This is a genomic window from Fictibacillus sp. B-59209 (assembly GCF_036216745.1).
GTDB lineage: Bacteria > Bacillota > Bacilli > Bacillales > Fictibacillaceae > Fictibacillus_C > Fictibacillus_C marinisediminis.
This window is the reverse complement of sequence record NZ_JARMMC010000014.1, coordinates 50,025-73,636: the sequence shown is the minus strand read 5'-3', so window position 1 is coordinate 73,636 and position 23,612 is coordinate 50,025. Positions and strand designations below refer to the sequence as shown.

Annotated in this window: 25 protein-coding genes, 2 pseudogenes and 1 riboswitch; of the genes and pseudogenes, 10 read left to right on the top strand and 17 right to left on the bottom strand. The window is 39.4% G+C overall.

Annotated elements, in window-relative coordinates:
• Positions 1-127: 127 nt before the first annotated feature.
• The 4 genes and pseudogenes from P4361_RS09360 to P4361_RS09345 all read right to left on the bottom strand — a co-directional run bounded on the left by P4361_RS09360 (position 128) and on the right by P4361_RS09345 (position 5,036).
• Positions 128-1,783 carry a hypothetical protein gene (locus P4361_RS09360; RefSeq protein ID WP_328089165.1) on the bottom strand — a complete coding sequence of 552 codons (1,656 nt, stop codon included), beginning with the start codon at positions 1,781-1,783 and terminating at the stop codon, positions 128-130.
• A 342-nt stretch (positions 1,784-2,125) separates the two neighbouring features.
• Positions 2,126-3,490: a DJ-1/PfpI family protein gene (locus P4361_RS09355; protein WP_328089164.1), complete on the bottom strand. Its 1,365-nt coding sequence runs from the start codon at positions 3,488-3,490 to the stop codon at positions 2,126-2,128.
• Between the two features lie 596 nt (positions 3,491-4,086).
• Positions 4,087-4,376: pseudogene (locus P4361_RS23235) on the bottom strand (tyrosine-type recombinase/integrase); the annotation flags it as partial.
• Between the two features lie 168 nt (positions 4,377-4,544).
• A complete protein-coding gene (locus P4361_RS09345) occupies positions 4,545-5,036 on the bottom strand; it encodes a histidine kinase (RefSeq protein ID WP_328089163.1) in 492 nt (163 codons plus the stop codon).
• A 489-nt stretch (positions 5,037-5,525) separates the two neighbouring features.
• On the opposite strand from P4361_RS09345, the gene P4361_RS09340 reads away from it, so the two are divergent.
• From P4361_RS09340 to P4361_RS09330, 3 genes are all read left to right on the top strand, one after another.
• On the top strand, positions 5,526-7,079 hold the full coding sequence (locus tag P4361_RS09340; RefSeq protein ID WP_328089451.1) for a vanadium-dependent haloperoxidase: 1,554 nt from the start codon (positions 5,526-5,528) through the stop codon (positions 7,077-7,079).
• A gap of 270 nt (positions 7,080-7,349) precedes the next feature.
• A complete protein-coding gene (locus tag P4361_RS09335) occupies positions 7,350-8,066 on the top strand; it encodes a metallophosphoesterase family protein (protein ID WP_328089161.1) in 717 nt (238 codons plus the stop codon).
• A 415-nt stretch (positions 8,067-8,481) separates the two neighbouring features.
• A complete protein-coding gene (locus P4361_RS09330) occupies positions 8,482-9,387 on the top strand; it encodes a superoxide dismutase (protein WP_425590247.1) in 906 nt (301 codons plus the stop codon).
• A 529-nt stretch (positions 9,388-9,916) separates the two neighbouring features.
• On the opposite strand, the gene P4361_RS09325 is transcribed toward P4361_RS09330, so the two are convergent.
• The gene (locus P4361_RS09325; RefSeq protein WP_328089158.1) at positions 9,917-11,812 is read right to left on the bottom strand and encodes a PhoX family protein; all 1,896 of its coding nucleotides are present in this window, start codon (positions 11,810-11,812) and stop codon (positions 9,917-9,919) included.
• 677 nt (positions 11,813-12,489) lie between these two features.
• Here P4361_RS09325 and P4361_RS09320 point away from each other — a divergent pair.
• Positions 12,490-12,996: a DUF3189 family protein gene (locus tag P4361_RS09320; RefSeq protein WP_328089156.1), complete on the top strand. Its 507-nt coding sequence runs from the start codon at positions 12,490-12,492 to the stop codon at positions 12,994-12,996.
• A 99-nt stretch (positions 12,997-13,095) separates the two neighbouring features.
• Here P4361_RS09320 and P4361_RS09315 read toward each other — a convergent pair whose 3' ends face one another.
• The 4 genes from P4361_RS09315 to P4361_RS09300 form a co-directional block, all read right to left on the bottom strand.
• Entirely contained in the window at positions 13,096-13,476 is a 381-nt protein-coding gene (locus P4361_RS09315; protein WP_328089154.1) for an SRPBCC family protein, read from the bottom strand.
• 14 nt (positions 13,477-13,490) lie between these two features.
• Positions 13,491-13,901: an SRPBCC family protein gene (locus tag P4361_RS09310; protein WP_328089153.1), complete on the bottom strand. Its 411-nt coding sequence runs from the start codon at positions 13,899-13,901 to the stop codon at positions 13,491-13,493.
• Between the two features lie 32 nt (positions 13,902-13,933).
• Positions 13,934-14,248, bottom strand: coding sequence for an ArsR/SmtB family transcription factor (locus tag P4361_RS09305; RefSeq protein WP_256228151.1), 315 nt, complete (start codon positions 14,246-14,248; stop codon positions 13,934-13,936).
• A 309-nt stretch (positions 14,249-14,557) separates the two neighbouring features.
• Positions 14,558-14,689, bottom strand: coding sequence for a DUF4023 domain-containing protein (locus tag P4361_RS09300; RefSeq protein WP_256226157.1), 132 nt, complete (start codon positions 14,687-14,689; stop codon positions 14,558-14,560).
• 274 nt (positions 14,690-14,963) lie between these two features.
• Here P4361_RS09300 and P4361_RS09295 point away from each other — a divergent pair, with 274 nt between their 5' ends.
• Positions 14,964-15,737, top strand: a complete 774-nt coding sequence (locus P4361_RS09295; protein WP_328089150.1) for an alpha/beta hydrolase — start codon at positions 14,964-14,966, stop codon at positions 15,735-15,737.
• Between the two features lie 102 nt (positions 15,738-15,839).
• On the opposite strand, the gene P4361_RS09290 is transcribed toward P4361_RS09295, so the two are convergent.
• The gene (locus P4361_RS09290; protein ID WP_062234299.1) at positions 15,840-16,343 is read right to left on the bottom strand and encodes a YhcN/YlaJ family sporulation lipoprotein; all 504 of its coding nucleotides are present in this window, start codon (positions 16,341-16,343) and stop codon (positions 15,840-15,842) included.
• Positions 16,344-16,517: 174 nt separating this feature from the next.
• Here P4361_RS09290 and P4361_RS09285 point away from each other — a divergent pair, with 174 nt between their 5' ends.
• Together P4361_RS09285 and P4361_RS09280 are read left to right on the top strand one after the other, a co-directional pair.
• Positions 16,518-16,700, top strand: a complete 183-nt coding sequence (locus tag P4361_RS09285; protein WP_091004325.1) for a hypothetical protein — start codon at positions 16,518-16,520, stop codon at positions 16,698-16,700.
• A 33-nt stretch (positions 16,701-16,733) separates the two neighbouring features.
• On the top strand, positions 16,734-16,883 hold the full coding sequence (locus P4361_RS09280) for a hypothetical protein (protein ID WP_256226161.1): 150 nt from the start codon (positions 16,734-16,736) through the stop codon (positions 16,881-16,883).
• Between the two features lie 217 nt (positions 16,884-17,100).
• Here P4361_RS09280 and metC read toward each other — a convergent pair whose 3' ends face one another.
• Together metC and P4361_RS09270 are read right to left on the bottom strand one after the other, a co-directional pair.
• A complete protein-coding gene (metC, locus tag P4361_RS09275; protein WP_256226163.1) occupies positions 17,101-18,279 on the bottom strand; it encodes a cystathionine beta-lyase in 1,179 nt (392 codons plus the stop codon).
• Entirely contained in the window at positions 18,272-19,390 is a 1,119-nt protein-coding gene (locus tag P4361_RS09270; RefSeq protein WP_328089144.1) for a methionine biosynthesis PLP-dependent protein, read from the bottom strand. The genes metC and P4361_RS09270 overlap by 8 nt, the downstream gene beginning before the upstream one ends.
• A gap of 74 nt (positions 19,391-19,464) precedes the next feature.
• A riboswitch (SAM riboswitch) is annotated at positions 19,465-19,580 on the bottom strand.
• 472 nt (positions 19,581-20,052) lie between these two features.
• On the opposite strand from P4361_RS09270, the gene P4361_RS09265 reads away from it, so the two are divergent.
• The gene (locus P4361_RS09265) at positions 20,053-20,355 is read left to right on the top strand and encodes a hypothetical protein (protein WP_091004315.1); all 303 of its coding nucleotides are present in this window, start codon (positions 20,053-20,055) and stop codon (positions 20,353-20,355) included.
• Between the two features lie 336 nt (positions 20,356-20,691).
• Here the strand turns inward: P4361_RS09265 and P4361_RS23230 are convergent.
• Positions 20,692-20,793, bottom strand: a pseudogene (locus tag P4361_RS23230) (carboxymuconolactone decarboxylase family protein); the annotation flags it as partial.
• Positions 20,794-21,022: 229 nt separating this feature from the next.
• Positions 21,023-21,226 carry a CsbD family protein gene (locus tag P4361_RS09260; protein ID WP_062234282.1) on the bottom strand — a complete coding sequence of 68 codons (204 nt, stop codon included), beginning with the start codon at positions 21,224-21,226 and terminating at the stop codon, positions 21,023-21,025.
• Between the two features lie 157 nt (positions 21,227-21,383).
• Here P4361_RS09260 and P4361_RS09255 point away from each other — a divergent pair, with 157 nt between their 5' ends.
• Positions 21,384-21,950, top strand: a complete 567-nt coding sequence (locus P4361_RS09255) for a LemA family protein (protein ID WP_256226169.1) — start codon at positions 21,384-21,386, stop codon at positions 21,948-21,950.
• On the top strand, positions 21,950-22,672 hold the full coding sequence (locus tag P4361_RS09250) for a TPM domain-containing protein (RefSeq protein ID WP_425590242.1): 723 nt from the start codon (positions 21,950-21,952) through the stop codon (positions 22,670-22,672). The genes P4361_RS09255 and P4361_RS09250 overlap by 1 nt, the downstream gene beginning before the upstream one ends.
• A 2-nt stretch (positions 22,673-22,674) precedes the next feature.
• On the opposite strand, the gene P4361_RS09245 is transcribed toward P4361_RS09250, so the two are convergent.
• From P4361_RS09245 to P4361_RS09235, 3 genes are all read right to left on the bottom strand, one after another.
• The gene (locus P4361_RS09245; protein WP_197275507.1) at positions 22,675-22,845 is read right to left on the bottom strand and encodes a hypothetical protein; all 171 of its coding nucleotides are present in this window, start codon (positions 22,843-22,845) and stop codon (positions 22,675-22,677) included.
• Between the two features lie 106 nt (positions 22,846-22,951).
• On the bottom strand, positions 22,952-23,101 hold the full coding sequence (locus P4361_RS09240) for a YrzI family small protein (protein ID WP_082316189.1): 150 nt from the start codon (positions 23,099-23,101) through the stop codon (positions 22,952-22,954).
• Between the two features lie 131 nt (positions 23,102-23,232).
• Complete coding sequence (locus tag P4361_RS09235) at positions 23,233-23,382, bottom strand: hypothetical protein (RefSeq protein WP_175501805.1); 150 nt, start codon at positions 23,380-23,382, stop codon at positions 23,233-23,235.
• Positions 23,383-23,612 lie beyond the last annotated feature (230 nt).

The window sequence follows — 23,612 nt, the reverse complement described above, 5'->3', positions numbered from 1 at the left end:
AAATACAGTAAAAAGCCGATTGCCAGTGAAGTACCGGCCATCAGCTCAATGTGTTGTCATGATTTATAATATCCTCTATTGCCATCCAAAACCGCTTCGATCTCGTCATAACTTTTCAGATGGGACTTTATACAGCAGAATAATATTCCTTTAGCTCCTTGATCAAGGCGTCCCAGGTTTCAGCCTGATCATCAGATATTTCCTTTCCTTTTAACGAAGCAATCTGGTTTTGTAAACTGTTAAGACCCTGAATGGCCCTGTCATTTTGCTCTTCAAAGTGGTAGGTCATAATATCAGCTGCCTTTTTAAGGAGGCTGCTTTTTGTCGCAGCTTCAACATTTGAAGTGTAAATGGAAGAATACAATTCATATGTCGCGTAGGAAACCTTTATATGATTATAAGCACGCTCACGTCTCTGCTCATCATATTGCAAAATTTCTCCGATGATTCCGGAATAATTAGATGAGAAATTCCAGCTGCTGTTATCGGCAAAGTTTGCGTTATTCACGGTAAAACCAACAGGCTGCAGTGCATCAAAACCTGCGTACGTCCAGAAGTTATTTACTCCCTTATTCTCATAAAAACGGAACGATACATCAGCCCAGGATTTGCCGGCAAGATAGGGTTTAAGGTCTACCGTAACGGGTTTCCAAAGGAGGTCGGGAACAATTTCAGCCGTATCCTGTTCCCAGACCACCTTTCCATCAATCAGCAACTGTTTTTTATGGTAACCAGATACGTCTGCTCCAAGGTTCATCGTCTGGAACGTTAACGAATAGTTGTCGGCTTTATTCACACGTACTCTTTGAGTAGCTTGTGCGTAATTGCCAGCTGAGCTTGGGACGCCACTGCCGATAAAAAAGTTTAAATAGCCTGTGTCGTCATATGCCTTATCGTCGGTTGGTTCTGGTTCAAAGTTCTTTTTGAGGACGTAGGAGATAGTCCCTTCGATTTTTCCCTTCTTCATGTTCTCCAAGGCGATTTGGGTCACTTTTCTTACATAGTCTGCCGAAGGATTGGCAGGAGTTTTGGATAATTGAGAGGCATAAATCATCCAATACAACGGTAAGTTATATTTGCTAAGTAAACTATAAGCGCTGTCAATTTGTTCCTGTTCGGACGCATATACCTGGGTATTCCTGTATATTCCATCCCTGAAAGCAAGGATGACGCCATCGATATATGCTCCCCGTGTCTGAAGAAAAGGTTCATTTAATGAATCGGTATACATGAGAGGAGAAAAATACAGATCAGGATTAATTGCTTCGGACGTTTTCTTCATTTGGTCCATATATTCTGGGGTGAATTTATTAAGGTTATGATTAAAATCATCGATTGCCCAGCCGATTACATTCGGATATTGAACAGACAGTTTTGCTATTTCTCTGGACCAGGCAAGGTAATCTGTCGTATAAGGATAGGATTTCCGTTCACCGGTTGATTCAGTTGGGGGGACAACATAGACGACCACATCAATCCCGGCTTTTTTGGCAGCAGGCAAAAATTCGTTTCTCAAATCATCCCAATCTGTTTTCTCGTCCCAAATCAGATAATAATAAGTGTTAATATGTAATTCCTTCATCTTTTCGATGGAACGGGGTGTATCAATATGGTAGATTCCATCGGAGCGGGGAGTGGTTTCACGTATTACTCCGGCATAATCTCCAAGGATTTTTCCTGGTTTAGCCGTTTCTGCTGCGTCCGCTGATTTAGGTGCGGAAAACCCTGTGAAAAGGCTGACAACAAATGATGATAGTAGAAAATAAAACCCCAATCGTTTCATAAATGTTTCCTCCTCTAAATTTTAGTTCGTGATTTACGGTTCAGGAAATTTTTTTAAATAAACACAAGGGAAATTGCTTATATGCTACGGAGCATACGGTGTACATTATAACATTCCTCCAATAGACAATTTTTTATATAGAACACGTAAAAATCCCCATACATCGTTGATATCAGTATGCATAAACGAATGATTTATATAGAATGTAAACTTTATTTAAGGATTTTTAACGGACGGTTAAAATGCCAATATGAAAACATCTTTTATGGTACGGAAAAGGTCAAGCCATATATTTTATTAAGACGAAATACAATTCTTTTTTGAGTCTAGTTTTTCTCTTAATTACGGTTTCTTCATAATGAATCGTCTGTCAATACAGAAAGTTACCAACAAAGCTAGTAAGCCGATTAGAAGTACATTGCCGTAAGTTTCAAGAGGAAATGGTTTGCCCTCAAAATGGATACCATTCGCACGATATTCAAATCGTTTTACAGCATGCTTGGCAGTTAAAAGGTCTTCTTGTTTAGCTAAGTCTTCCAATGGTGCTTCGAATACATATCTGTTTGGTGAATCACTATGAATAAGGAGGGTCTCTTTAGCTTTACCCTTTTCACGCCAAAGTCTTACATCTGCTGCCGATAGTGATTTTGCTTCGCCACCTGGTATGATCATTTTGTCTAATTTTGGAGCATTAGATATTTGATGCCTAGCCAGTATATTAAGATGATGTTTCGTAGTAATTGGTGCATCTGAACTAGAAACGGTCAAGACTTGTGTCGTTCCGGTGTCTCCATAAGAATCAAATATAGAAGATAAAGCTATTTCATCCATATCTTTATACAGAAGTACCCCCATTTGTTTCTTATTCCAATGGAATCCAAGATTTAGCCAATATGTTGCAAATTTTATATCCACGTAAAAAGGGTGGTCCACCTTTGGATTTTGAACGAATTGGTAAGAAGGATAACTAATTTCCTTAGATATTTTTGCAGCCACAGGTTCTCCTAGTTTCTGAGATATCAGGTGAAGTACTGCATCGATACCTGCGCTTTGACCGGCTGAAGTTAAGGTATTTCCTTCGTGAACATACCTCACATCCTCTTTCCAATGTGTATCAGGATATTGCTTCATTAATATGGGTAGGAATTGCCAGTGTGAGGTGGCTGATTTCCCTTTTAATAAACCTGCATCGGCAAGATTCTGTGACCCACCACAAATGCTGAAAAAAGTGGTGGTTTTACTGCTGGAATGTTGTTGAATCCATTCGCGAGTTGGTTGATATTTCTGTTCATCTACTCCGGGCATATAAGGGACCACAATAATATCTGGACTTTTATTTAATAGGTTATCCAGTTCTTTATAAGAGTAATGTGGTATTACATCCAGTCCGCCTGATAAGGACTTAACGTTTTTGTCCGGTGCAACGGCATATACATTATAAGCATCTGTCATCGACAGCAGTTCGTAGGGAATAAGAAAATCAAAGTCTTCGGTTGGTATACTTGAATCCGCTAATATGACTGCTACTGTAGGTTTATTGGGATCGTATTGAGGTATATTCACTCCTTGTAGCGAAGGAACTGGCTCATGGCGGACGTTAAAGTAAAAATCTTTTTGATGACGATTAAAGCCATAGAACCCGATTCCCCCCACAAACACAACGAAAATCAATACATAAACAGCTAAACGTACTATTAACCTTTTCATTTTATATTCCTCCTTAATTCGCCTTTCCGGATTTGAATGTTGTTATTCTTTAACACGACAAAGATTTCCCGATTCCAATGAATAAACGTTTGATACATCCTGAACAAAAATCATATTTTCCACTTTCTAAAATATGGATATTTGGTTATTGACTACCCTTGTGAACTACACTCACATTGTTTGAACATGATAAAAACCGCACTCTTTTTGTGTATTACCGCAAAGTTTCGCGGTACCCCCATAGGGTATTTGTTGTTATCTTGACTCCATATTACCTTTTTTCTAAAGCTTTCATAATTGTGCTAAAGCCTGATTTTTATATCAGACTTCAGACTTAGCTGGTTTCAGACCACAAAAAAGACAGAGACTGAAATAGTCTCTGCCCAATATTGCCTTATAAAACCGATATCAAGTTATAAGAAATAGACCGTAACTTGAACAATAAATAATTACCTCGCTTTTTTTCCAAATATGAATTAAAAGGGAGAGAATTCCCCCTCTCTCTTCAACTAAACTGCCCTCTAACTTAGTACCAATTATTTCAAAATCATTTATTCCATTAAATAAGAAAAGCACGCTCGGATTGAATGCGCTTTCTAAAAGTATTTGGTATAGAAATCATGTCTTAGTTTACCACTCAGCTGAGCGTAAATTTTCGTGGTTTCACTCTTCTCATGGCCAATTAGACTTTGAATGACTTCAATAGGTACTCCGTTGTTTATCATATGTGTTGCATAACTATGTCTTAATTGGTGTGGATGTATGTTCTTCTTAATCCCTGCCGACTGGAGATACGTTTTATAATGTATCTTATAAGGTCAATACTCATCCTTCTTTTTGGTCTTCTCTCTGTTATAAATAAACAAGGTTCTTGATCATCACGTTTTCTATTACGATTAAATAAAAAAATCAGACACTTGTCTGATTTTTTTACTATTATTTATGTTCATGAGTTTATCAGTGCTTCTTTTATGCAAGCATATAACTCAACCTTATCTTTCGTTGAAAACAAAGATTCTCCAATCTCCCAAGTCATTTGAACGTTTAATTGATGTTATTTTTCCATACTTTGGATATGATTTAATAACGTATCTGTCCAATTAAAGTTTGATTCTACAGGTGGCACACGTAAATTGTTAATAGCTTGTCTAGTATCCTCATGGATATGTTGAAGTGTTTTTTTCATTTTGATGAAATGAGGATTGTTATCCAGATTAGCCTGTTTGCCTATTTTATTTATCTTAATAGATAATAGAAATAGTGATTGTGCGATTCCATCATGAAGTTCTCTTGAAATCTTAGCCCTCTCCTGCAAAGCTCCTTTTTGAGATCGCTCTTCATTTAATTCCGCTTGAATCTTTTCCAGCATATTAAAAAGTTTCAATAGGAAAATTATGGTGACCCCAAAAACAATCAATGGAGATAAAAAATTACCTGTTTCCATCGATATATAAGGCATTAGCAAGGTATGTCTTAAAAACTCCCATATTCCTATAGATACAGTAGGCAGCATTAAAATTAACCATTTAATTTGTTTATAAGTCATCTTTTTCACCACTCAGCATATATTTCATATTCCTTCCCTATCTTGACATATTTCTAAAAAAATCTATCACTATTTCAAGGGCGATATATTAAAGTTCAATCATTGCTAATTTATTATTTTTCATTTTTCTTCTGTAGTAAGCACAAAAAGCTCCTTAAGCATCACTTGATCTGCTTAAACAAACCTCTCTTCCAAGTCAGGGGTACATAACCTTGTCCTCTTTTTCCACAAATATATCAAGGTAATGTTCATTTTCCAAATCTATTTTTGCAGTGATTTCAAGTACATATTGATTTTTACTAAAACTACTCTTGTAGAAATAATGAATAATTGGGTAATTCATATTGGTGAACAACCTATACTTTTAAAATAAAAATGAATAGTATGAACGGATTGAAGCAGGAAATCAGGATGGCCAAATCATCAGATAGGGACATCGAGAAAGTAGGATTTCTATCTAGTAACATGATAAATAAAAAAGGTGATAAGATGGCAAAAAGAAACAAGTCCAATAATAAAAAAAAGTGTTTAATCGGACCTTTAAATGGACAAAAGCGCAGTGAGAAAGCATTTCGTGTTCGTCATAAGGCAGCATGTTCCCAGATGGAACTTCCCCTTACTGAACATCCATGTAATGGTGAGGAACTATTGTATCCAACTAAAATTGCCAGCTTTTCTAAGGGGCTGCCACATAATTCCCTTGGCGAGGTTGACCTTCATGCCTATAACCAACTTATTAAGGCTCTAAAAACGGGTAACAAAGACCATTTTGAATCCATTCCACTCGGCGGTGACGTCAAGCTTGCAAATCCTCAAGCCGTATATGTATTTGATCTTGCGGGAACGGACTGCCACAACTTGGGTATCGCTGTGCCTCCTTCCTTCAAAAGTGCTTGGGCGGCTGGTGAAATGGCTGAACTTTATTGGCAGGCGCTGACCCGCGATGTGCCTTTTCATGAGTACCGCACCCATCCACTGACCATTGAGGCAGCTTCAGAGTTATCGTCATTCTCTGATTTTCGCGGGCCAAAAGCCGGCGGCAAAGTCACAACGGGTACGCTGTTTCGCGGGATTACACCTGGTGACCTAATTGGCCCTTATATTTCTCAATTTCTTTGGAAAAACGTCCCCTATGGCGGGACAACAATCGTTCAGCGTTATCGTACAGCTTTGGCGGGGTCTGATCATATGACATCCTATGATCGATGGCTGGAGATCCAGAACGGCTCAACTCCTGCTGCACCGTTATTTGATCCCACACCCCGCTATATCCGCAATGGAAGGGATCTGGGTGAATATGTTCATCAGGACTTTGCCTTCCAGGGTCCGCTTTCCGCTTGTTTAGTTCTGCTCAGTTTCGGAAGGGAAGCATTAGATATATACAATCCCTACCTTAAATCAGAAACCCAGGATGGTTTTATTACCTTCGGCGCCCCGCATATTCTGGATTTAGTTACGAAAGTGGCGCGGGCAGCCCTTGAGGCCGCCTGGTTCCAAAAGTATCTTGTCCACCGCAGACTCCGTCCCGAGGAGTTCGGAGGACGCGTCCACAACCATATGATGGGTGCCGCAAGCTACCCGATCAACTCAGAACTCCTCCATTCCCAGGCCGTTTCAAAAGTGTTCAGCCAGTTCCGCAGCTACTTGCTTCCTATGTCGTATCCGGAAGGCTGCCCCATTCATCCGGCTTATCCAGCTGGCCACGCAGCAATCGCTGGGGCCGGAGCCACCGTTCTCAAAGCATTCTTTAAAGAATCGTTTAAGCTTCCAAATCCAGTCACCGCCAGTTCGGATGGCCTCTCATTACTTCCTTATTCAGGAAAACCATTGACCATAGGCGGGGAATTGAATAAACTTGCCGCCAATATCTCTCTAGGCCGCAACACAGCCGGCGTCCATTGGCGTTCAGATGGGATCGAGGGGATGAAGCTTGGTGAAGCAGTAGCAATAAGCATTCTCAGGGACTACAGGGCGACCTATCATGAAAAATTCACTGGTTTCTCATTCACTAAGTTTGACGGGACTCGGATCACAATTAAGTAGGTTAGCAACAAACTTTTACGAAAACAGCCTAATTTTTAATTCGATTTCCACAAAAGAAAAACCCTCATCTTTCACATACCCTTGTTCAGTATAAAACACATAATTTTTTATCAATTCTCTTTGCTCTTCCTTTTGTTTTTTGTAGCAGGATTTGCTTCTTCTTCATAAATTATATATGTATTTTTGGTTTCTACTAAAAATATGTTGTAAAGTTTGCAAGCTCTAGGGCTATGCGATAATTAACTTAATAATTTTTGAGGATGACTATCTATGAAATATTTTGCAATCGGGGACATTCATGGTTGTTTCGAGCCCTTTTCTCAACTTGTTCGAAATCATTGGAACTCCGATAACGAACAGTTAATTTTAACGGGAGATTTAATTGATAGAGGACCCAGAAGTTATGAATGTATTGTTCTGGCAAAACAGCTGCACGAAAAATACGGAGCGATTATACTTCAAGGGAATCACGAGAGCGAATTCTTAATGTGGCTAAACCACCAAAAAGATGTGGGATTGTACTGGTACGATGTCCTGGAACCGACCATAAAATCCTTCTACAATGATGAGAACGCCATTCATATATACGAAAAAGAGCAGATAGCGGCACATATTTTAAAAAACTTTCACAGTGAAATTCATTTTTTAAAACAAGCCCACCTTTACTTTGAAACACCTAAGTATCTATTTGTGCATGCTGGGGTCGATTTAACAAAAGAAGACTGGAAGGATACAGAGGAATCCGATTACTATTGGATTCGTGAGGATTTCATTAATAGAGTGAACAACACAGGAAAGCGAATCTTTTTTGGACATAATGCCACAAGGGAACTCCATTCCCTTCCATCAGATGATGTCTGGGTCTCTCCTTGTAAAACCAAAATAGGCATTGATGGTGGAGTAGTTTTTGGTGGTAAACTACATGGGATCCGCATTGATGAAGAAAATGATAAAATTAATATCATTTCAGTTAGAAATGCTCTATAAATATATTCATTAATCTTATGAAGTCATCGTAATAGCAATCATTCTCTTTAGAGTACCAAAAAGTCAAATAACTAGGAAATTCCGTACTAAAAGATATTACTATTTCCCTGACAAATCTATCAAAAAATCATTAATAAAATGACTTCATAAATTTGTAGAACATAAAATTAGGTAAATAAATTAAAAGTCCACGTTTTTATCGTGGACTTTTAATTTTGAATGAATTCGTACTAACCACAGGTTTTTTCTTTGGAAGGGAATCCATCTTTATTTAAATTACCGAAATTAAAAGAGAGACAAAAAAGAAAGGCTGTGCTGGCTCAGTGACTCCCTATTAATGTTTCTCTGTGAATTTTTACGGTAATTACTCATATCTTGTTAGTGACAGGTTACCTAGGAGGCGAAACAATTGCATATAAATGAAAAAACGTATCGAGAGTCATTATTGAAATGGTGTGAAGATATCAAAATAACTTGGGAATCAGTTCGAGAACAGTTAATAAATATCGAAAATCCTATTCTTCAACAATGGGAAGACACCTTCTTTTTATTAAAAAATGAGATAGAAATGGAAAACCACATACATGATCATCATGAATTAAGTAAGAAAGCAATTTCCTTATATGATAACCTTAATGGCTTCTTAAACCGAGCTGAACCGTTATCCGGTCATAACGAAGATGAAAGAATTCAAGTCGTCCCAATTGGGGGACATCGATTACCTCCTCTTCCTTATCCATATAATGGTTTAGAGCCTGTCATTTCAGAAGAAATCATGAGATTACATCATGATAAACATCATCAAAGCTATGTAGATGGACTTAATAAAGCAGAATTAGAAATGCAAAAAGCACGTGAAAATGGAGACTTTCATTTGATTAAGCATTGGGAAAGAGAAGCAGCGTTTCACGGTTCCGGTCACTATTTACACACAATTTTCTGGAGTATTATGAGCCCGCATGGCGGGGGTATACCATCAGATCATCTAAGTAGAGCGATATATAACACATTTGGAAGCTTTGAAAAATTTAAAAAGCAATTCTCCGAAGCAGCAAAAAATGTTGAGGCTGTTGGTTGGGCTATTCTCGTTTGGGCCCCCCGATCCCATCGTTTAGAGATTTTAACAGCTGAAAAGCATCAGAATCTGACTCAATGGGATGTTATTCCGCTGCTTGTTCTAGATGTTTGGGAACATGCCTACTACCTGCAATATAAAAATGAACGAGCTAAATATATTGATAATTGGTGGAAAATCGTGAATTGGAGAGAAGTAGAGCAACGATACAATCAAGCAAAAACAATTGTGTGGCAGCCATTTTAAAAGGTCAATATTTCGATGTAGAAAGCGTTATTACTCTTTTGGCAATCAATCTTCTGAAGTGATTATTACTTTTTTCAAAAAGCTCTTTTCTAAAAGATTGTTGCTTTTGGGTCATTTTTGTAAACAGCCTTCATTGAAAAGTTGATTGGAGTGTAAGGTGCGAGACTCCTCGAAAATGAATTTCACATTTTCTTCGTGCGATATAACGCTGCCGAAGCCTTCCTTGTCCTGCGGGAGAAGCGGGACAGGTGAGACCCACAGGCGCGTGCGCCGAGAAAGTAGGCGCTGGCGCCGGTAAGGCTCACCGCACGCTCCGCGGAAAGCGAGCATCCTGAAACGGAAATCAACCACTCCTAGAGCAACAAAGGTTACGAAAACTGCCTTTCAAAAAGAGCAAAAATTTACAACGGTTTGTATAAAAAGTGTGTGTTTTCTCTTAACACACAAAAGCCCTTAGGGCAATGGTTAGCAGCTATGCAAACCTAAACTCAAGGGCTTTTGGTCCGTTCGTTATTCAGTACAAATTCAGTTATTTTGATAGTGCGTTTGGTGAAGGCAATCCAGACAGATAGCCAACTCCACCAGTCTCCATGATGCCAATGGTTCTTTTCATTTCTTCTTCTAATTTGGCTTTGTCGACTGCAGTAATTTGTTTTCCATCAAGGTCTTCACCTGGATGTTGAAAGTTACTTAAGATATAACGGGAATCCTCAACATCGGCATCCGCTCTTAAGCCTGTTGCTTCTGCTCCAGCAGGAACGGAAAGAATTCTTGATAGTTTTTTGGTTTTTACATTATATGCCCATACAAAGTTATTCGTGTGAAGGGAACTGTCTTCTCCGATGAATAACGTATTTAAATCGTCTGAGAAGCTGATATTGTCAGGACCAGCTACTTTATTTGGATCTGCTGTATTACCATAGGCATCAGGTGTTGCTAGATCCTGTCCGACAACTAATCCTTTCATGGCTGATGGAACATAATCGCTATCGATATCATTTTGCGAACCGCCTAAATCCAGCTGATAGGTGACACCTGATTTACGTTCTGGAAGTTGAATATCGTCTCGGATACTGCCTTCCTCTTTTTTCATGCTTCCCTCTACATAAGACATTGCAACATATGCTTTTTTATCCTTTTTATTGACGGCGATACCTTCCATTTTATTAAATTCGGAGGTTGCGCCCAGCAATGCCCCATATCTGCGCGACTCTAGGAAAGCAGCGGCTTTTTCCATTCCAGGTTTAACTTTAAGGTACTCGACATTTTTGCTTGCTGCTGTTTTGACCGCCTTATAACCATCAGTCGGTTCGGAAGCAGTATCAAAAATATCACTGAACTTAGTACCCTTATCAATGATGGACTTCACTTCTTTATCGGATGCATGGCCAAGCTTTATCCATTTTAAATCTCCTGCTCCGCCATTTTCAGAGCTTGTTTGATCAAATTTGGCTGCATATAGTGTCCCGGCAGAAAAATCTTTTTCTTCATCTGCTACATACATGAACATCATCGTGTTTCCGCCATCATCACCAAATAAGGCTGTTTTGTTGTCAGGTAAAACCTGCATGACTTCATGAGAAAATCTTCCTGTGCTGTAGTGTTTTACAACCGATGCATTGCCGGAATAGTCAACGGAAATTTCTGGAATCCATCCATAAAAGTAAGGGTTGGCTTTAGATTTATCCCCAAAGTAGTAATTAGCAAAGTTTGAAACATCTTTATGAGCTTGTGAGGTTGGATCCGCTTCAAAAGCCCGTGCGTCTGGTTCATATTCTTCTGAACCAAGATGAGTGCCCCATGGTGATGTAGAACCATTACATGGAATCCATAGACCATTTACATTAGAAAAATCGATTTTTTTGGCATTATTAACAGTTAGCTCGCCATTGTCCTGATTTCGATCAACCTGAGTAAGGGTCATGGATGCCGGTAATCCAGAAATTTTGTTTCCGGCATTGTCCTGTGAATCGTACTCATAATGAGAAACAATAAAAGATTTTCCACCCGCATGAAGGAGGCTATTGGAGTCAGGAGCATCAGATACAAAATTGGATGGTTGATCTGGAACACTTCTGTCCACAATTGGATTGCCTTTCGCATCAATAGGGGTACCAGCAGCGATCATTTCGCCTTTATTTTCTGCAATTTTGTCTTTTGATAAAAAGAGCGAATGATAGTTAAGTGGTTTTTCTTTGACACTGCCATCTTTATAAGTAATTTTCATGGTAGCATCTGTGTAATTCTTCACCATATTTTCAATCGTGCTTGGAGCTTTCATTGAATTAAACTCAACACTTTGAACCGGTTTAAGGTTGTCAAGTGGTGACGTTTGATCATTGCTGGCAGCCGAGGCAATTGCGGGAAATGCACTGGATGCCATAATAGCCAATGACAGGCCTAAAGTTACTGGTTTTTTCCTCATATTTAATACCCCCTTGTGGATTTAACTATTTCATTAAAACATTTGATTGTTAATATGAAATAAAAGAAACCGCTCCATTGTGAAGAAATTACTAATATCAGGCAACATTCCGATAACATTTCGTATTAACATGTCATTAATTGGCTATAGAATAAAATCCTTAAGAGAGCAAAACAGTTGATCACACAGCCTTTGACGTTTCTTCTGACTATTTATTAGGTCATACTGATGACAGTCAAAAAATTAATAATTTAGAGATACCAGAAGAGTTTGTAGCCAAGAGGATAACAGCACAAAAAGAAGCCTTAAAATAGGCTTTTTTTTTAGATATTTATTTTTTTTGTGAGTTCTCAATTTATAGCTTTATTTTTTCAATGTTTGGAGGTATTGCTATACACGGAGGATTGATCGGAGGTTTTACAATTATTTTTATCTATGCTTGAACCAAAGGGATTTCTCAGTAGAGATTGCAGATATTAATTAGGACAGTCTATAGGGCGCTGGGAATCAATAAAATTATCTTTCCTTCATGGTTTAAAATTACCTGAAATATTTATAGATGGTTTTTATCGTCACCCCAGTCTAATCATCTACCCCTGTACTCATTAAGTATGATTTCTTTATGGATAGCTAAAAATAAAGAAATACTCAAGTCGTTACTGATGATGGAGGAAAACATGATTTATATTTATAATGACTATGGTGGAACGCATACCACTGCTTTAGCTGCTGCCTATCATTTAAAAGAATTACAAAGTAACAAACCTCTTACAACCGAAGATATCTTAAGCGTCAGATATTTTAATAAACTTAATACATCAGACATGGGTAAAATTATTTTTCATGGTTTTGATGAAGACGGAGATTCCGTTTATACAATTGGTCGAGGAAATTCGAAAGTTTTAGTTCCAAGCCTCAAAAATTTAAGTTTATTGTTACAGGAAAAATTTGATAGTAATGAAAGGATTATTTTTTCGAATACATCGCCAACGGTACCATTCGCCATGACTATTGGAGGCTTATTATCTAGAAGGCTAAAAATCGATTCATTGGGTGTTCCCTTATTAGTAAAGGGCGCCAAGCAGGCTCAGGGTGAAATTATAAGATTAGTTCATCATACTAAAGAAAAGGCTCATTCTACCCAAGAAAAGGTACTAGTGTTAGAAAACACCCATATTCAGTAATCATTTTTTGTTTAATAAAGTGGAATGTCTTTTAGGCAACCCAAGTGAAAAAAAAGAGAAAGACATGGAGTTCTCCCTCTTTCTCTACTGCTTATTCACTTACATATTTTTTAATGGTTTCCAGTAATTCTCTTCCCATCCTTGCTTCAAGTGCTCCCCTTGTCCTTCAGGAAAACCGATATGATTGAAGTATAATAAAGTATTTTCTCCTTCTGAAAACAATTCGAAATTCACTATTGAATAAACTCCTGAAACCCAGTTTCCTGCACGCCATGCTTGAACAATTCGTTTATTAGGAATGAGCTCAATCATTCTTCCGGCAATCATTCCACCGAAACAGGAAAAAGATCCTCCTTCTTCAGAATGAATTTCTGCAGGTGCACCAGTTAAATCGCTGAACTTCTTGGGATCCGTTAGCGCTTGATATAGTCTTTCTGGAGTGGTGTTAAATTTGATTTTTTCTTGAATAGTTGTAGACATAATTATTCCTCCCTTTATTTACCTTGTACTGACCAGGGATCTACTCCGAGATCATTTCCTTCTCCTAAATATTTGATACGGTCAATATAATGAGTCCATCCCTTTTGATTAGTGAGTACTTTTTCAACAGGGATGTCATAATGATTTAATATTAAAAGAGTACCCTGATATTGTGGCTTCAACAAAAATTCAACCGTCGTTGATCCGGGGGGCATTACCTCAGAATCTTCCCATCCCCAAGTAAGTACTACCTTTTCATTTGGAATGAGCTCTTTGTACTCACCAATAGCGACGTTTTCACCGTTTATGTCAATCCGGTACTTCCCTCCGATTTTTGGCTCCAACAATACATGTCTTCCCATCCACCGGTTCATTTTGTCGGGATCTGTAAAAAAAAGTGAATAACGTACTAGGACTACAATCAATCCAAATTTCTTTCCTAAGATTTTCGGTAGGCTTACTCATGTTTTCTCCTTTCTTCCTCTTCAGCTGCTTCCTTCAAGGCGAACAGGCTATTGTCCCAGAACTGATCTACGAATTCTTTTAAATCTGCGAAACCTTCCCTTCTGATTCGATAATAGCGTTTAGTTCCTGATTTGCGGACAACCACCATACCTGACTCATGCAGCACTTTCAAATGCTGAGATATTGCAGGCGCTGATAACTCAAAGTGTGCAGCAATGTCACTAGAAGCCAACTCTCGACCTCTCAATACAGCTAATATGGCACGACGTGTAGGTACGGATAATGAATGAATCGCTTTTTCAATCATAGATATAATTTAGCATTTACTTAATTAAGCGTCAACTTAAATATCCTATTTAAAAAAGGGGCTGTCCAAGAAGTCTGTAAGCTGTTGATTTCCGTTCCAGGCTGCTCGCTTTCCGCGGGGCGTGCGGTGAGCCTCTTGGTGCAAGCACCGGCGGGAGTCTCACCTGTCACGCTAGTCCCGCAGGAGTCTCGCACCTTCCACTTCAATCAACTTTTCATTGAAGATTTTCAAGCCAAAAAGGGGCAGCCTGAAGGTCAATTTTCGACTTTCTGGACAGCCCCTTCTCTATAAAATAAATGTACCCAATAGCTACTTGTTCGTACCGTGCTGCTTATTTGGCAGCTTGGTCCCTGGATTACCATTGCCTTGATGCTTTTTATTTTTTTCTGCTTTTTCCTGGTTTTCGTGCAATTTTTCTACAAAATCACTTGTATTTTCCACTAATACACAGCCCCTCTCTTATTTTTCCTTTGTTACTTTATCCATTTGGAAGTAAAATTACTCATATTTCTTTCAATACATTTTCGACACTGAAAAACAAATAGGCCAATAATTTTTTACCTTTCACACTTAACTGTGCATATATAAGGCCATCTGTCTATGTAAAGGGTTAGTCCCTGATCCCTTTAAATTTGGCAATTTTAGGTTTTGATGAATAATTCAACAAGCTTAGCAGACTTTATGAATAGAATTTCAAGCTGAGGTGAATTATATCTTGCCAATACTGGATGTTGGAGACGTTAAACTGTACTATGCTGTTCAAGGAGAAGGGATTCCCATTGTTTTTATTCATCCTCCCGTACTTACTTCCTTAAATTTTACATATCAGGCAGAGGGGCTATCTACAAAGTATAAGATTATTACTTTTGATATTAGAGGTCATGGAAGAAGCCAGTATTCAAAACGGCCGCTGACCTATCCACTCATTGCTGATGATATTATCAGCCTGTTGGATCATCTTGAAATTAAAAAAGCATTTATTTGCGGTTACTCGACGGGCGGCTCTATCGTTTTGGAGTATTTGCTAACTAATTCGAGCCGGGCGCTTGGGGGAATAATTATTGGAGGGATTTCTGAAGTAAAGGACAGACAGCTTAAGGATAAGATTTCTGCAGGAGTCAAGCTCGCGGAAATAGGTGCTGTCCCCGTTTTGGCTTTGTCCACTTCTTGGACCAATTCGATTACAAAAGAGCTGTTTATACAGATGTTTCAAGTTGGCCGGAGAGGATCTTCTCACAATATCAAGGAGTATTACAATTCTAGTTTGCACTATAATTGCACCAAGCAACTGGTAAACATTAATCTGCCCATTCTGTTGGTCTATGGTAAAAAAGATAAACCCTTTCACATTTATGCTAAGCTCCTTCATGAAAATTTGCCTTTTAATGAGCTAAAGTTCATTCCCAAAGTCAAACACCAGATCCCCACAAAAGCAGCGGATGAACTAAATCGGCTTATTGTACAGTTTGTTGAGAAGTATACAGAATAAATAAAGCTATTCAAATAATGCCTTATTGCCAGACATAAAAAAAATGAGGAAAGAGTGATCTGCACTTTTTCCTCATTTTTTAGTTCGAGCTTTTTAGAAAACTTATCTTTGTGTTGGGAATAATCTCCGAACCATCTCGCTGAATTGTTCAAAGAAACCTTTGACAGGTTTTCCGGCCTGAACATCGTTCACGTACTTTTGAACACGATCCACAAAGTCAGGGTTAGTGGACACAAATACGTCTTTGATATCAGGGTCTGTGCTTTTTACTCTGTCTGCTATTTTTTTCTCGGTTTCCTTTGTCAGCTTGCCGTTTGTTCCATCTTCCAAAACAGCTGCCACATAGGCATTATTACCAGTAACGATGACGTTCGCCTGACGTACTTCCGGAAGCTGGACAACTTGATCAGCAGCCTCATCTGCAACATCCAGTCGGTTGTCTTGGTTATTATTGTCACCTGTATTTTCATCAGTACTGATATTCCTCATATTTCTGTTCTGATTATCCATTCCCTGCTTATTATCTCGGTTATTCATACAGGCTGTTAAAACAGCTACCATGAACACGATCACCAAAAATTGAATAAGATTTCGTTTTTTATTCATATGTTCTCTCCTTTCTTTTATCGTTATCTTTTGGAATTCCCCCCGGATTATGCATCAAAGGAGAATTTCTCCGATTATTATTCATTGGTAATAATCGACTTAATTTATTCAGTTTGTTTTAGACAAAATAATATGGTTCAGCAATGGACAAAAATCTAAAAGGGGATGATGTAGATGAAAACAAATATGAATACGATTTTACCAATTATCGCTTCGGTAGGAGTGGGTATTGCTGCGTATCAAATGCTGAGTGGCAATGGAGGAAAAATGAAAAACATGATGCCGCTTGCTTCAAATATGATGGGATTGGGAACTGATATGCAGGGACAGAATCAACAACAGTCCAATAATCAGTAATGCTTTATAAAGCGGAAAATTAGGAGGGGATAAATGATGAAGTCTAAACATGATACTCATGGTCGGATAAGAATTCTTGCCTCTGATCAGAAGCAAGAGGAACCAGAGAAAATAACCAGTAATGATACTTCAACTACTGGTTTAGTGAAAGATGGGACGATATCCAGTCTGAACGAAGATTAGTCGGATATAAATATAAACGGACGAAAAATCAGGTTTAAGACATCAAAATCTATATAGGACAGCAAATCAGTGTTTCAGCAAACACTGATTTGCTGTCCCTCTTTATAAACAAAACGATGAGGCATAATTCAAAAAAAAGAGCCACTTTTTATGGCTCGTGAGAAACATGGGCTCTTATGCCCCATTGCTCCATCGGCAATCAAAATCCGATGACCTTCTATTTTGCAAGTGCCTGGATCGTGCTTTGAGCTAATGCGAACTCGAAATCAGCAATCAGGTCTTCAGGGTCTTCAAGCCCTGCTGAAAAACGGAAAAGCGTATTGGTAATTCCTCTCTTCCTTCGTTCATGCTCTGGCATTGCAGCATGTGACATTTTTGCCGGATAAGACAATATGGACTCTACTGCTCCAAGGCTTACCGCTAATACCGGAATCTGAAGGTGCGAAGTGAACGGCCTTACCAGCTGTTCGCTTTCAAGCTCGAAGGAAAAGACAGCTCCAGGCCCTTCTGCTTGCCGGCGCTGCAATTGATAACCGGAATGCTCTTTCAGCCCCGGGTAATGTACCTTTTTAACAAGAGGATGATGATTTAGGTAATCAGCGAGTTTACCAGCTGCCTCTGAGGAATGGCGAAGCCGGACATACAACGTTTTCAAACCGCGCATGAGAAGCCAGGCATCCTGTACCCCTAACACGGCTCCGAAGGAATTCTGCAGAAAATAAAGGCGTTCTGCCAGCTCTCCATCCCTTACAACCGCAAGTCCTGCAACGACATCACTATGGCCGGCAAGAAATTTCGTAGCACTGTGAAGAACGATATCTGCACCAAGCTGCAAAGGCTGCTGAAGAGCCGGTGTTAAGAACGTATTATCCACAAACGTCAGTGCTCCTTGTTCTTTTGCAAGCTCGCTTACCGCCTGTATATCCGTTACTTTCAACAGTGGATTGGATGGTGTCTCGATGTAAAAAGCTTTTGTATTCGGACGAATGGCTCTCTCAACTGCATCCAGATCAGTCATGTCTACAAAAGTATGGGTAATCCCCAGTCTTGTGAGCACTTCCGTTACCATTCGGAAAGTACCGCCATAAACATCTTCTGAAATCACAACATGATCACCCTGAGAAAGGAGCAGAAAAGCTGTCGATATAGCGGCCATTCCTGAAGAGAAAGCGAATCCCCGGCAGCCTCCCTCCAAGAGAGCGATCTGCTCCTCCAACGCTTCTCTTGTCGGGTTGGCTGACCGGCTGTAGTCATATTTTCCGAAACTGTCGAGATCCTCCTGATGAAACGTTGAAGAAAGGTGCATCGGTACACTGACCGCACCAGTTGTCGGATCGGTCTTATGCTTATGATGCAGCAATTTGGTTTGAAAATTATAACAGGAATAGTCACTCATGGGGGATTGCCTCATTCTGAACAATTTGAAGTGCTTGCGATAAGTCATCTATAAGGTCATTTTCATCTTCAATTCCAACAGACAGCCGAAGGAGCCGGTTGCACACCCCTCGCTTGATGCGAATGTCATCCGGAATATCGGCATGGGTCTGAGTGGCCGGATAGGTGACGAAGCTTTCGACACCGCCCAAGCTTTCCGCAAATGTGATCAGTGAAATTCCTTTTAGAAAGTAGGGAATCCATTCTTCGTTACGAAGCCGGAAGGAAATCATTCCACCTTTTCCTGGGTAAAGCACATCCGTAACAGCTTCATGTTCTTGGAGAAAACCGACGACCGCCTTTGCGTTTTCTTCATGCTTTTTCATCCTTAATGCCAAGGTTTTCATGCCTCTCATCAACAGCCAGGCGTCAAAAGGGCTTAAAACGGCACCCGTAGCATTATGATGATAGGACAATTCTTCACATAATTTTTCTCCTTTTGCAGCAACGAGTCCTGCGAGTACATCGTTGTGTCCCCCAAGATATTTTGTCGCACTATGGATGACGATATCTGCCCCAAGTTCTATCGGCTTTTGAAGCAAAGGCGTATAGAATGTATTGTCTACAATCACGAGGAGACCATGTTCCTTTCCAATAGAAGCAATCGCCTGGATATCACAAGTTTCCATTAAAGGATTTGTCGGGGTCTCCAGAAAAATCGCTTTGGTATTCGCAGTAATCGCCTGTTTAATTTCAAGAGGATTCGCCGTGTCTGCGTATTTACAGGACAGCCCCCATTTTTTATAGCCTTCTTCCAATAACCGATAAGTACCGCCGTATAAATCGCTGGATACGATCCATTCATCCCCTGATTGAAAAAGGGAGAGGATGGTGGCGATCGCGGCCATTCCCGAACTGCAAGCAAAGCCTTGGTCCGCTCCCTCCAGGTCCGCGATCGCCTGTTCAAGCAGCTGGCGTGTCGGATTGCCGGTGCGTATGTAATCATACCCGCTTGATTCTCCTATCCCGGTATGGCGATAAGCGGTTGAAAAATAAACGGGCGGATTAACTGATCCTGTCCGGTCTTCACTTCGGTTGCCGATCTGAGCAAGCTTTGTTTCCGTTTTATACATGGAGATCCTCCTAATAAATAAAATAAAAAAAGCCTTCTAAGAAGAAGACTTTTGAGAAATATCAATTGTCGTTCTTCTTATCTTTCAAGTTCATTAACGAACTTGATGGATTTAGCACCTTTTCAGCCATCCGCGGCTGAAGGTTGCTGAGGTATCATCGGGCCATTCCCTCTACCTCTCTTGATAAGAAAACAAATCACGTATCAAATTGTAATTTATACTCTACAATAATATTCTGAATGTTTCAATAGGTATTTCAAAAAATATTGCTTTTTTAAAATTTCAACTAACCTTTTTATTACATTGGCGGCTGTATTGGTAAGGTACTCGAAAGTTAAAACTCGGGACGTACTTTAGTAAAAGGGCTAACTCTTCTGATAAACGATGAGATACTTTTTTCTTTTTTTGTTTTTCTCAATCAGCACCTACCTTTATTACATTTACACCAGATGATTTTAGTCCTGTATTTAAAGAGGTTTTCAGAAAACACTGGTTCCATTTACCATATTCGCAGGTAAATAGTCGGTTTACGCACAGAAATTAAGCAATTAAAAGCTTTTAACCTAAATCTTCTAAGTAAAATTGAAACGTTTTTATCAGTTTGAAAAAATGTTAGGAATGGTAATATTTATTAAAAACTACTAATTAAGGGAGTCTGACAGTTGATAGTTGAGACAGATAAATACTATATGCCTGGTAAAAATCGTGTCATCTTGCTGCCTGCCGTTTGGAGAGAGGAATTTAATATAACCGAAAATGACCTCCTCACTGTATGTAAAAAAGACGACTCAATCATCATTCAGGCCAATACCATAAACGAAGTAAAGGGAGCCAAATATATAAAGATTAATAAAAAAGGAGTGATAACCATTCCGAAATCTATAGATGAACAGCTGGATATTCGATTACATCAACTGTTCATTAATTCAAAATACTGTTCCTTTTTTATTGCACCTGTAAAATAGAAATGCCCTTCGTTTTGAATGAAAGCGAAGAAAATGAAACATGCTATCACCAAAGTCATAAATTTGGTGATGGCATGTTGGCCTCTTATCTGCTTTATATGGTGCTGCCTTGGTTGGCAGGTGTATTTCTTTTAAATAAGAAATGTAAACTCGTGTTATTGGTCACCCCCTTCACTTCGGTCCTTGCATTCATTATTGATGGCTGGGGAACCCATTATTATTACTGGAAAGCAGCTCCCTCGTCAATAAACCTGTTACGTTCCAATAAAAATGGAGATACGAAAGCTACCTTCCGTATCTCCATTTGCATTTTAATAGTTATTGAATCTGATCAGCTACTTCCCTATATACTTCTGGAACATGGGAGTCAGCTACGAGTGTGATCGATTCAGTCAGCGCTAACACTGCTCGTTCTTCAGGAGAAAAGAACGCAGGTTCAACATTGCCTCATAACCTCCTGGATTGACCTTTCCCATTAAAAATCTTGTTTCCATACTCAATTCCTCCTTAATTAGCAATCACTAATAAGACAATTAACTCCCTCGTTTTGTAACAAAGATTAAAGGGTAAATTGCCAGTTTCGTGTGACTTGGTTCCGTCAACATTGGGTTATTTAATCAAAAAACAAGGCCAGTCCCTTTCGGAGCTGGCCTTGTTTCACTTTTACTTAATCTCTTTTATTATCAAATAAGCTGTTTACTGTATCTGTTGCTTTTTCTTTGGCATCGCCATAACCTTCACGGATGTTTCCTTTTGCTTTGTCTTTGTTGCCTTCCGCTTCTGTTCTTTCATCTCCAGTGAGCTTGCCTAGCTCTCTTTTTGCTTCACCTTTGGCCTGATCCATTTTCCCTTTTGTTTGATCTTCATTCATTTTCAATTCCTCCTCCATTTTATATCCGTCTACATAGGGTGTTTACCCTCTATTAAGCCATTTTAATCTTGTTGAACCTAAGCCATATTTTCTGTTTTTAAATCATAAGATAGGGGAAAACTAAAAATTAATGTAAATTTGCTGAAGGAGTGTACATATGAAAAAAAGCTGGATATGGCCTGTAGTCATCATAGGTGTTATCGTTATTTGGTTTGTAGCAAGCTACAACGGTTTTGTCAACAAGGAAGAGGATGTTGATCAGTCCTACTCGCAGATTGAGACACAGCTGCAAAGACGTGTAGATTTGGTGCCTAACCTTGTAAATACCGTCAAAGGCTATGCTTCACATGAAAAAAAAGTCATAAAGGATATTTCCGATGCGCGTGCCCGCCTGGCCGGTGCACAATCAACTCAGGAAAAGGCACAAGCCAATGACCAATTAACCGGCGCTTTAAGCAGGCTTCTTGTTATTCAGGAGCGGTACCCGAACCTTAAAGCTGATAAACAGTTTACTCAACTTATGGATGAACTTGCAGGCACCGAAAACCGGATCGCCATAGCCAGAAGGGATTACAACCAGGAAGTGGCTTCCTATAATAAAAAAGTAAAACGATTTCCTGGAGCGTTAATTGCTGGGATAGGAGGATTTGATAAAAAAGAATACTTTAAGGCCAATGCCAACGCAAAAGAGCCCCCTAAAGTAGACTTTGGAGGAAACGGATAATGCTTTCCAAAAGATTCTCCCTCCTTTTGATGGTGTTTCTCTTTTTCACCATACTAACAGCCAGAGAACCGGTATCAGCAGCAAAGATACCTGCTCCAACGGGAGATATTTATGTTCAGGACTACGCGAACATCTTAAATCAACAGCAAGAAGCAGAGCTGCTGTCATTGGGAAGACAACTGGAAGATCAGACGACAGCACAGCTTGCTGTTCTGACCGTTAAGTCTATTGGAAGTGAACCCATTGAGAACTATGCGAATAAAGCCTATAGAACGTACGGGCTTGGCACGAAGAAAGCGGACAATGGCGTACTGCTCGTCGTTGCCATGTCACAGAAGAAAATCAGGATTGAAGTTGGATATGGTCTTGAGGGTGCTATTCCAGACGGAAAAGCTGGAAGGATTCTGGACGAAAATGCGATTCCCTATATGAAACAAGGGAAGCCTGACTCGGCTGTCACACAAACGTATCAGGCTCTTGTTAAAGAGATCAAACAAGAATACAAGGGACAGGATAACCCTCCTCCTAAAGAAAAGAAAAAAGATCCTTTCTCGTGGTTTTACATTCTTATCATCGTAGTGGTTATCTTTTTGGATGTAAAATTTTTTAATGGATTTCTAACTTACATGATCCTCTCCATGATATCCAGAGGCGGGGGCGGTGGACGGCGCGGTGGCGGCGGCGGGTCTTCCGGCGGGGGCGGGGCAGGAAGAGGCTGGTAAATTTATTTTTCTTCCAGCCACTTTTTCACGTGATCCTTTGGTTCCCAGCAGTTGAATTTATAGGAAGGCTGGGTTTCATATCCAAGCCTTGTACACTCATATTTCATCCCCTGCTCCGTTCTTGAAACCTTAAAATTGATGCAGGTGGCACAGCAATGAATATCTTTTTTCATAAACGTTCAACCCTTTTAACCCTTCTTTATGATTTATATCTTCATCATACAGCAAAAGCCCTGCCTCGCACTATAATTTGCGCAAGCCAGGGCTTTTTTCTATCTATTAACGAATGTAATTCGCGTCGATTGCTTTTGCATGAGCAGCATCGAACAAGTCATTTACATTTTGCTGGTGGACATATTCTTTGTACGTCATTTCATTCTTGTTTAATGAAATGGTAATCGTAGCAAAGAAAAGGTTTAGTGTAAACATACAGGTTCCTCCTTTCCTTCCTGGTTATCCTTTCAGGTCGTATCTTTCTCCGTTATGATCCAATTGAGAAACGCCAGGTATCTTTTTACCATCATATTTATCCCTCCATTAATTTTTATTGTCAAACTTTACTAAAAGGTTAGGACCGTATTCACGACTTTATCGCGGCTGGCTTCGAACCTCTCATTCACCTCTTGCTGATGTACAACTTCTTGATGCGTTCTGATTTTTCGTTTGAAAGAAACAGTAATTGTGCCAAAAAATAATTGTAGTGTAAACATAATAAATCCTCCTTTAATTTTAAAATCAACAGGTCATATCCTTCTCCAAAGAGAACCAAGTCAACAAAGCAATACTAATCATCATTTTTCTCTCCTCCCTCAAGTTGATATTTATAAAAAAGGCCGCAGTACAAGATCCCCTGCGGCCAACCCAAAAATGGGCACAAAAAAGCCACAGGCATCGTTCAGCCTGCGGCGCTTTTTTATCCAAATGAATTGTTAAAAAAGAC